Origin of the sequence: Actinophytocola sp. (assembly GCF_045807065.1) — a bacterium.
GTDB lineage: Bacteria > Actinomycetota > Actinomycetes > Mycobacteriales > Pseudonocardiaceae > Actinophytocola.
Genome location: NZ_JBJMIE010000630.1, coordinates 1 through 7,830 on the forward strand (window position 1 = coordinate 1; position 7,830 = coordinate 7,830).

Sequence of the window (7,830 nt, forward strand, 5' to 3'; positions counted from 1 at the left end):
CAGGCGCTGGATCGGCGTGGACACGAAGTCCGCGGCCGGCCGGGACATCGTGCTGCGGCTGGTCGACCGCGCGGACGTCCTCGTCGAGGGCTACCGGCCGGGCGTGACGGAACGACTCGGCCTGGGGCCGGACGACTGCCTGTCGCGCAACCCGCGGCTGGTGTACGGCCGGATCACGGGGTGGGGCCAGGACGGCCCGATGGCGCAGACCGCCGGGCACGACATCAACTACATCGGCCTGTCCGGCGCACTGGAGCCGATCGGACGCGCGGGGGAGCGGCCCGTGCCGCCGCTGAACCTCCTCGGCGACTTCGGCGGCGGCGGGATGCTGCTGGCGATGGGCGTGCTGGCGGCGCTGGTCGAGCGGTCCGTGTCCGGCCGCGGGCAGGTGGTGGACGCGTCGATGGTCGAGGGCTCCGCGCTGCTGACCGCCGGCATGCACGGGCTGCTCAACCTCGGCATGTGGGGCCGCGGCCGCGGGGCCAACATGCTCGACGGCGGCGCGCCGTTCTACGACACCTACGAGACCTCGGACGGCAGGTACGTCGCCGTCGGCGCGATCGAGGAGCGCTTCTGGCACGCGCTGCTGGGTGTGCTGGAGATCGACCCGGCGACGGTGGCGGGCCGGCTGGACCCGGAGCAGTGGCCCGCGGTCCGGTCGGTGCTGGACTCGGTGATCCGCACCAGGACCCGGGACGAGTGGGCGAAGCGGGCCGAGGGGACCGACGCGTGCCTCACCCCGGTGCTGACCCCGGCGGAGGCGGCCGGCCATCCGCACAACGTGGCGCGCGGCTCGTTCGTGACCCTGGACGGGGACACTCAGCCGGCACCGGCACCCCGGTTCTCCCGGACCGCCCCCGACACGCCGACGGCACCGGTCGAGCCGCGGTCCTCCACCGGTGAGGTACTCGCTGACCTGGGCTTCTCGCCGTCGGACATCGACGGTCTCCGTGCCGACGGGGTTGTCGCCTGAATCAAGGGTCACATCCCGAGGTGTTACGGGCGGGTGTCCACCTAGTCTCTGCATCATGACAGGGCCTGAGAAAACATCGCCGGTGACGATCTTCGTCGACGGCACGTCGGGGATCAGCGTCACCGGCACCCTGGACGGGACCACCTTGCCCGAGCTGAACCGCTCGGTGACCGACTTCTTCGAGCTGGCGGACACCGCGCAGATCGAGGTGCTCACGCTGGACCTGAGCACGGTGTCGGCGTGTGACCGGGCGGTCTGTGCCGCGGTGCGGCACGCGCAGTCCGTGTGCGCCGACCGCGCGGTGGCCCTGCGCGTCGTCCCGAGCGATGCCGTCCGCCAGGTCATGGCCCCCCGCGGCTGACCCCCCCGGCCGCTCGATGTCGGCGGGGCACCTTCAGGGCTGTTCGAACGACCCGTGCCGCCCGGCTCCGCCCGCGAAACGGCTCGCGCCCCGCTGGGCTTCCAGTAGAGCTTTTCCGCCGTGCGCGAACTCCGTCACGAGCGGCCGGGGCGACTCCCACTGCTCGTACACCGAGGCGCGGTCCGTCCGCAGGCACGTCTGCGGGAACGCCGCCAGTCCCGCGGCCAGCTCCCGCGCGGCGGCCAGGGCCGTGCCCGGCGGCACGACGCGGTTCGCCAACCCCATGGCCAGCGCTTCCTCGGCCGGCACCGGTCGCCCGGTCAGGATCATGTCCAGTGCCCGGCTCTGCCCGATCAGCCGCGGCAGCCGTACCGTCCCGCCGTCGATGAGCGGCACGCCCCAGCGCCGGCAGAACACGCCGAACACGGCCGTCGTGTCCGCCACCCGCAAGTCGCACCACAGCGCCAGCTCCAGGCCGCCGGCCACCGCGTGTCCCTGGACGGCGGCGATGACCGGCTTCGACAGCACGAGACGGGTGGGCCCCATCGGGCCGTCACCGTCAGCCACTGGAATGAGCTGATTCCCTCGTTCGGTACCCACCGACTTGAGGTCGGCCCCGGCGCAGAACGCCGGCCCCACCCCGCCGAGCACCGCGACCGACGCGGTCTCGTCGGCGTCGAAGGCGCGGAAGGCGGCGGCGAGTGCGGTGGCGGTCGGCCCGTCGACCGCGTTGCGGGCGTCGGGCCGGTTGATCAGCACCGTTGTCACCGGCCCGGCCTTGTCAACACGGACCGTCTCGGCCATGGGTATAGCTCCTCACTAAGTCTGGTGAACGTGTAGCTGGACTGGTAGAGGTGCTGCGGTCAAGGGTGTACGCACCGTAAGCTGTGCGCAGCCATCCGCGTGAAGGGGAGTTGCGATGAAGGCGAAAAAGGTACTGATGCTCGTGGGCGTGGCTTTGGTCCTGTTCTACGTGATCACGCAGCCAGGACCGGCTGCGCAGGCCGTGCAGGAAATCCTCGGCTGGCTGCGCCAGGGCGCCGAGGCGATCATCACCTTCGTCCAGAACGTCTTCGCCTAGCACCCCTGACCTGGTAGGCGCCGCCCAGCGCGAGGCTCGGCGGAGCTGTCCCGCGCCACCGTTCGCCCGTATCACGTACAGTGACAGCCGTCCCACGAACGAGGCGCCACATTGGACCGTACGGGTGGATTATGGCCCCGTAGGCCCTGTTGGCCGCCTTTCCTCGAGATCAGGTCTGGCGAACTGTCGGTGTCGGCCTTTACGGTTCCCGCATCGAAGTGTGGCGGGGCAGTCCGCAGTTCTCGAAGGAGGCAGGATGCTCGACGATCCCGGGGTGGATGACCTGGTGCGGCAGTGGACAGAGGACCACTCGAAGGCCGCTGAGTCGGACGAGATCAACCGCATCGCGTCGGAGTGGCTCGCCGATATGCCGGTCCAGCCACAGGGGATCCCCGGCCAGCGGGCGCGTGGCGGCAACGCCAAGTGGGCACCCGTCGAGGCCACCGACCCACGGTTCTTCGCCGCCATGCGTGAGCGGCTGCCCGGCGTCCCCGCGGAACTGATCTCCGCGGCCGCCGGCTGGTGGCAGATGGTCGGCGGTCTCGCCGAGGCCAAGGAGTGGTGGGACGCCGGCATCAGCCCGCTCGACCAGCGTGCGCTCGACTACCGTGCCGCCGGTCTCGCACCGTCCGACCTCGCGCGCCGACTCGGTCCCCTCACCGTCCTCGACCACCTGCGCCGCGGCAGCGCGCCGGCGTGGTGTGTGAACCGGCTGCAGCGCCAGAACGAGCGCCGGTCGGCCTGAACTCATCAGTAACGTTGTGGCGAGGCCGTCGTTGACCTTGTGTGACCGACGGCCAGCACCCTGATCTCAGGGGCGTACTCCTCCGCGCCGGACTCGTGCTGCTGGTCCTGGCACTCGCGGGAAGTGGAGTCTGGCTCCTTCGAGCGGCTTCCCAGCCCGAGCAGAGCCCCGTCGAGATCCCGGCCGCCTCGGTCCCCACCGCCGACGTGATCCCCGGAGCCGTCGTCCCGCCGCAGCCCCAAGCCGGCGCGGTGGGCGAGGACCCGCTCCGGACCTGGGCGAACCGCGTCGCAGGCCGCATCGACATCCCCGCCAGGGCACTCATGGCGTACGGCAACGCCGAGCTGGCCCTGCGCGAGAGCGAGCCCGCCTGCCACCTCTCCTGGGCGACCCTCGCCGGCATCGGCCGCGTCGAGTCCAACCACGGCCGTTTCGGCGGCGCCGTGCTGCGCGACGACGGCCGCCCGTCCAAGCCGATCATCGGCGTCCCCCTGGACGGGTCGACGGGCGTGCGCGCCATCACCGACACCGACCACGGCCAGTTCGACGGCGACCCGGCGGTCGACCGCGCCGTCGGCCCCATGCAGTTCATCCCGTCCACCTGGCGGAAGTGGACGTCGGACGCCAACCTCGACGGCATTGGCGACCCCCAGCAGATCGACGACGCCGCGCTGGCCGCCGGGCGCTACCTGTGCGCGGGCGGCCGCGACCTCGCCACGCCGAAGGGCTGGTGGGCGGCCGTGTTCTCGTACAACAACTCGGTGCCCTACGGCCAGAAGGTGTTCGGCCTGGCCGACGACTACGCCCACGCCGCCGCCTGACCTCCCCGCTTCCCGGCCTCCCAGATCGAGCGCCCACGATCGCTCGGTACGATGCGAACAGACGTTTGAAGACTGAACCCACCCTGGACAAGCGGAGACAGTCTCCATATCCTTCGCGGCATGGTGAACACTGCCGCGGAAGTCTTCGGTGAGCTGGTGGGACGGATCGACGACGGGCGGTGGACCGACATCGCCGACCTCTACGCCGAGGACGCGATCGTCGAGCACCCCCTTCTTGGCACGCGGGTCAACGGGCGGGCGGCGCTCGGCGAGCGGTTCGCCAGGCTCGGCACGTTCCGGATGCGGCTCTTCGACGTCGTCGTGCACGAGACCACCGACCCGGCGGTGGTCGTCGCCGAGTACACGTCCCGGGGCCCGGGCTTCACCGCGGCGAACGTGCAGGTCGTGTGGGTCCGGGACGGGCTGATCACCCACTCCCGCGACTACCACGACCACCTGCGGATGGCCGCCGCACGCGGTGACCTCGACGGCCTGGTCGTGTCCTACGAACCGTCGCCGGCACGCCCGTCGCCGCCGCCGGCTCCTCCGGGCAGCCCCAGGGACGTGCTGTGGCGGCAACTGGACAGCATCTCGGCGGCGGACCCGCTCAGCCGCGCCGACTTCTACGCGGACGACGCCTTCGTGACGCGCCCGTTCTACCCGGGCGCGCCGCCGTTGACGGGGAGGGACGAGCTGCGGCAGCACTTCTCGCGCGGTGGCGGCGCGGGCCTGCGGCCGAGGAACGTCGTCTTCCACGACGGCGCCGACCCCGAGCTGGTCGTCGCGGAGTTCGAGTACGCGGGCACGACCGGTTCCGGAAGCCCGGTGGTGACGAGGAACGTGTACGTCACCCGAGTCCGCGACGGGCTGATCACCGAGTCCCACGACTACGGCGACCACGTCGCCTTCGCCGCGGCCGCCGGCCAGCTACCGGCCCTGCTCGCCGCGGCCCGGTCGGTGGTCACCGGCGGCTGACCGTTCACACCAGGCTCGTGGCTCACCGCGCGGGTGCGGGAATCCCCTGCGTCGAGGTGGCCTTCGTGGGTGCCGCCGTCGGGGTGCGGGACTCCAGGCACGGGGGCGGCACCCACCTCGACTTCGGCGACGTGGCGTGGCGGACGTTCGCCACGGGTGTGAAGGGCGGCCTCGTCTAGCCGTTGCGCGGACTCGGCGTCCGCTGCCGCTCGATCGCCTTCTGCACCCGGGACAACGCGGTCCGCGCGGCCACGTTGAACAGGCCCATGGTCATGTCCTTGCGGCCGAACACGACCAGCAGCACGCTGGTCTCCACCGGGAAGACGCCGACGTAGCCCGAGTCGCCCTCGAACAGCGACGCCTTGGAGTCGCCGATGTCGGCCTGGCTCGTGAACTGACCCGCGATGCTGGCCGCGGCCGCCGCCATGGCCGCGACCGTGTCGACCACGATGCCCCGGATGTCGCTGGCGAGCACCAAGCCGTCCGCGCTCGCCAGCAGCATGCCGTAGACGTTGGGGTCCTTGCCGCTCACCGTGTTCAGGGCGTTCTCGAACACCGAGAGCGGGTCGCCGCGCGAGCCCTGGCGGTCAGCGTCCACGGTGGACCACACCCCGTCTCCCGATGCCGAGGGAGTCCGGCGCTTGGGCAGCGGCGCCGGTTCGGCGGAGTCCCGGGGCTGGGCGAAACTCATACCGCCAGTTCACCTTCGATGCGCCTGAGGTGGTGCCGGGCCAGGGCCAGGTTCGACCGCTCGCGGTCGAGGACCAGGTACAGGAACAGGGCCCCGCCACCGCTCCGGCCGTCGCCCAGCAGCCGGATCAGGTGGTACTGGCGCTTCAGCGTGATGAGGATGTCCTCGATGGTGTCGTTGAGCGCGAGCGCGGACATGACGCGCATCTTCGACCGCACCACCTCGGTGTTCCCGGCCGCGGCGACATCGAGGTCGAGCCAGTCGCCCCCGCCGAGCGTGCCGAGTGACATGCCGCTCTCGTAGTCCACCAGTGCGACGCCGACAGCGCCGTCAATGGTCATGGCCTCCTTGAGCGCGGTTTCGATATTCATTCCGCCGGTTCTCCTCCTCATCACCACGAGTTTCTCCCTCGTCTGGTGCGGTACTGACTGGTTTGGTGCCAGACACGCGGCAGGCATCGCCACGGCAATCGGCAGCACCTCGGATTCGGTTACCCTATGTCGCCCAAATCCCCAGGTACATAGGCGGTTCGGCCCAACGGAACGCGCCAATCCGCCCTACTCTCTAGGCCGGTAGCACGACTCCGATACGGTGCGCAAATTGCATTGTGCGTCCTGAGTGGTCAGACATCCGACGGTGCATTCCCGAGGAATGAGTCAAAGTTAATAGAAGGGTTACCAGATGCGCACCGCGTGTCATCGGGCCGGCCGGGGCGCCACGTCCGGCCGGGGAGGTCCCGGCGGTCGCGGGTGAGCGCGCCCACAGTGTTAGCGTCGGGGGTGTGAAGGGCGGAGTGCTGGCTCGCCGGGCAGGGATCATCACTCTCTGTGTGCTGTCCGTGGTCGTGTGCGTCGGGCTCGCCTGGTGGCAGTGGCAGCGCTTCGAGAACGGCGGCACCTGGCAGAACCTCGGCTACGTGCTGCAGTGGCCGTTGTTCGGCCTGTTCCCCGCGTTCATGTTCTGGCGGCTCCACAAGCTCCGCGCCCAGGAGAGGTCGACCGCCGACCATGCCCTCATCACGCGAGCCGCCGGCGACCCACCGGACGCCCCCGCCGCACCGCCCGCCCCCGAGCGGGTGGAGTCACACCAGCCGCCCCCGCGTGAACCGGACGGATCGAACGCGCGGCAGGATGGCCACGACGAAGACCCGGAGCTGGCCGCGTACAACCGCTACCTGGCCCAGCTGAACGCCCGACACCAGCAGGAGACGCGATGACCGCCGACTCCCCAGTCACCGACGAGGAGAACCCCGCACAGGCCGTCAGCGACGCGGGCGTGCGGGGCGCACTGGCCCGCTTCCGGGTGATGGCCTACATCGTCGGTGTCGGCCTCCTGGCCCTGTGCGTCTCGTTCACCATGAAGCTGGCCTTCGACCAACCCCAGTACAGCGCGATCATCGGCCCGATCCACGGCTTCCTGTACATCGTCTACCTGCTGACGATCGTCGACCTAGCCCTGAAGGCCCGCTGGTCCGTGAAGGGCACGATCCTCGTCATGCTGTCCGGCGTGGTCCCGGTCGGCTCGTTCTTCGCCGAGCGCGCGGTCACCCGCCGGGTCCACCGCGGCCAGAAACTCTGACCTGACTCGGCCGCCCGAACGGGACCTCGGGCTCGAGGTTGCCGAGGTCGCCAGCTCGGGCATTTGACGATCACCGGTTCTCAGCTGACAACACCCGTCTGCTTCATCGCGGCTTGACGCATGCCCATATGGGAATATGATGGCGGCCATGGCACGAGCAGCGACGACGTCGGACGTCTTCAACGCGATCGCCGAGCCGCAGCGCCGGGAGATCCTGGTGCTGCTGCGGACGGGTGAGCGGCCGGTGACCGAGTTGGCCCGGGAGCTGGGGATGACGCAGCCGGGCGCGTCGAAACACCTGCGGGTGCTCCGGGAGGTCGGGCTGGTGGCCGACCGCAAGGCAGGCAAGCAGCGCGTGTACGGCCTTGACGCCCGCGGGCTGCGGCCGGTCCACGAGTGGACCGGCGGGTTCGAGCGGTTCTGGAACGAGAGCTTCGACCGGTTGGACGCCTACGTGCAGGACCTGAAGCAGGCACGGCAGGAGGAGTAGCTGATGAGCGCGATGGGACGAGCAGCGCAGGCGCAGTCCGGGACGGCCGACCGCGAGATCGTCATCTCCCGGGTCATCGACGCCCCACGGGAGCTGGTGTTCGAGGCGTTCACCG

The 7,830-nt window shown here is 70.5% G+C and carries 13 protein-coding genes; 10 read left to right on the forward strand and 3 right to left on the reverse strand.

From position 1 onward, the window contains the following. On the forward strand, positions 1-973 hold a 973-nt coding region (locus ACJ73U_RS36720; protein ID WP_407782360.1), incomplete at its 5' end, for a CaiB/BaiF CoA transferase family protein. A 55-nt stretch (positions 974-1,028) separates the two neighbouring features. Further along, a complete protein-coding gene (locus ACJ73U_RS36725; protein WP_407782361.1) occupies positions 1,029-1,334 on the forward strand; it encodes a hypothetical protein in 306 nt (101 codons plus the stop codon). 33 nt (positions 1,335-1,367) lie between these two features. Here the strand turns inward: ACJ73U_RS36725 and ACJ73U_RS36730 are convergent, their stop codons facing one another. Then, entirely contained in the window at positions 1,368-2,138 is a 771-nt protein-coding gene (locus ACJ73U_RS36730) for a crotonase/enoyl-CoA hydratase family protein (protein WP_407782362.1), read from the reverse strand. Positions 2,139-2,253: 115 nt separating this feature from the next. Here ACJ73U_RS36730 and ACJ73U_RS36735 point away from each other — a divergent pair, with 115 nt between their 5' ends. The 5 genes from ACJ73U_RS36735 to ACJ73U_RS36755 all read left to right on the forward strand — a co-directional run bounded on the left by ACJ73U_RS36735 (position 2,254) and on the right by ACJ73U_RS36755 (position 5,135). Next, entirely contained in the window at positions 2,254-2,415 is a 162-nt protein-coding gene (locus tag ACJ73U_RS36735; protein ID WP_407782363.1) for a hypothetical protein, read from the forward strand. 256 nt (positions 2,416-2,671) lie between these two features. Further along, entirely contained in the window at positions 2,672-3,160 is a 489-nt protein-coding gene (locus ACJ73U_RS36740) for a helix-turn-helix transcriptional regulator (RefSeq protein WP_407782364.1), read from the forward strand. A 41-nt stretch (positions 3,161-3,201) separates the two neighbouring features. After that, on the forward strand, positions 3,202-3,981 hold the full coding sequence (locus tag ACJ73U_RS36745) for a lytic transglycosylase domain-containing protein (protein ID WP_407782365.1): 780 nt from the start codon (positions 3,202-3,204) through the stop codon (positions 3,979-3,981). Positions 3,982-4,101: 120 nt separating this feature from the next. Then, complete coding sequence (locus ACJ73U_RS36750; RefSeq protein ID WP_407782366.1) at positions 4,102-4,956, forward strand: nuclear transport factor 2 family protein; 855 nt, start codon at positions 4,102-4,104, stop codon at positions 4,954-4,956. Between the two features lie 17 nt (positions 4,957-4,973). Continuing rightward, positions 4,974-5,135: a DUF397 domain-containing protein gene (locus ACJ73U_RS36755; RefSeq protein ID WP_407782367.1), complete on the forward strand. Its 162-nt coding sequence runs from the start codon at positions 4,974-4,976 to the stop codon at positions 5,133-5,135. On the opposite strand, the gene ACJ73U_RS36760 is transcribed toward ACJ73U_RS36755, so the two are convergent. Both ACJ73U_RS36760 and ACJ73U_RS36765 read right to left on the reverse strand, forming a co-directional pair. Further along, positions 5,132-5,647, reverse strand: coding sequence for a roadblock/LC7 domain-containing protein (locus tag ACJ73U_RS36760; RefSeq protein ID WP_407782368.1), 516 nt, complete (start codon positions 5,645-5,647; stop codon positions 5,132-5,134). The two genes, ACJ73U_RS36755 and ACJ73U_RS36760, sit on opposite strands and share 4 nt — an antisense overlap. Further along, complete coding sequence (locus tag ACJ73U_RS36765) at positions 5,644-6,018, reverse strand: hypothetical protein (RefSeq protein ID WP_407782369.1); 375 nt, start codon at positions 6,016-6,018, stop codon at positions 5,644-5,646. Before ACJ73U_RS36765 ends, ACJ73U_RS36760 begins: the two co-directional genes overlap by 4 nt. Before the next feature lie 410 nt (positions 6,019-6,428). Between ACJ73U_RS36765 and ACJ73U_RS36770 the strand changes: the two genes are divergently transcribed. The 3 genes from ACJ73U_RS36770 to ACJ73U_RS36780 all read left to right on the forward strand — a co-directional run bounded on the left by ACJ73U_RS36770 (position 6,429) and on the right by ACJ73U_RS36780 (position 7,715). Then, positions 6,429-6,863 (forward strand): hypothetical protein, encoded by a 435-nt coding sequence (locus ACJ73U_RS36770; RefSeq protein ID WP_407782370.1) that lies wholly within the window; start codon positions 6,429-6,431, stop codon positions 6,861-6,863. Continuing rightward, on the forward strand, positions 6,860-7,225 hold the full coding sequence (locus ACJ73U_RS36775; RefSeq protein WP_407782371.1) for a DUF3817 domain-containing protein: 366 nt from the start codon (positions 6,860-6,862) through the stop codon (positions 7,223-7,225). The genes ACJ73U_RS36770 and ACJ73U_RS36775 overlap by 4 nt, the downstream gene beginning before the upstream one ends. A gap of 148 nt (positions 7,226-7,373) precedes the next feature. Further along, the gene (locus tag ACJ73U_RS36780) at positions 7,374-7,715 is read left to right on the forward strand and encodes an ArsR/SmtB family transcription factor (RefSeq protein ID WP_407782372.1); all 342 of its coding nucleotides are present in this window, start codon (positions 7,374-7,376) and stop codon (positions 7,713-7,715) included. Positions 7,716-7,830 lie beyond the last annotated feature (115 nt).

Bases quoted from the DNA above. Each gene is read 5' to 3' on its own strand.
- ACJ73U_RS36725 (WP_407782361.1), top strand. From the start codon at position 1,029: ATGACAGGGCCTGAGAAAACATCGCCGGTGACGATCTTCGTCGACGGC.
- ACJ73U_RS36730 (WP_407782362.1), bottom strand. From the start codon at position 2,138: ATGGCCGAGACGGTCCGTGTTGACAAGGCCGGGCCGGTGACAACGGTG.
- ACJ73U_RS36735 (WP_407782363.1), top strand. From the start codon at position 2,254: ATGAAGGCGAAAAAGGTACTGATGCTCGTGGGCGTGGCTTTGGTCCTG.
- ACJ73U_RS36740 (WP_407782364.1), top strand. From the start codon at position 2,672: ATGCTCGACGATCCCGGGGTGGATGACCTGGTGCGGCAGTGGACAGAG.
- ACJ73U_RS36750 (WP_407782366.1), top strand. From the start codon at position 4,102: ATGGTGAACACTGCCGCGGAAGTCTTCGGTGAGCTGGTGGGACGGATC.
- ACJ73U_RS36760 (WP_407782368.1), bottom strand. From the start codon at position 5,647: ATGAGTTTCGCCCAGCCCCGGGACTCCGCCGAACCGGCGCCGCTGCCC.
- ACJ73U_RS36765 (WP_407782369.1), bottom strand. From the start codon at position 6,018: ATGAATATCGAAACCGCGCTCAAGGAGGCCATGACCATTGACGGCGCT.
- ACJ73U_RS36775 (WP_407782371.1), top strand. From the start codon at position 6,860: ATGACCGCCGACTCCCCAGTCACCGACGAGGAGAACCCCGCACAGGCC.
- ACJ73U_RS36780 (WP_407782372.1), top strand. From the start codon at position 7,374: ATGGCACGAGCAGCGACGACGTCGGACGTCTTCAACGCGATCGCCGAG.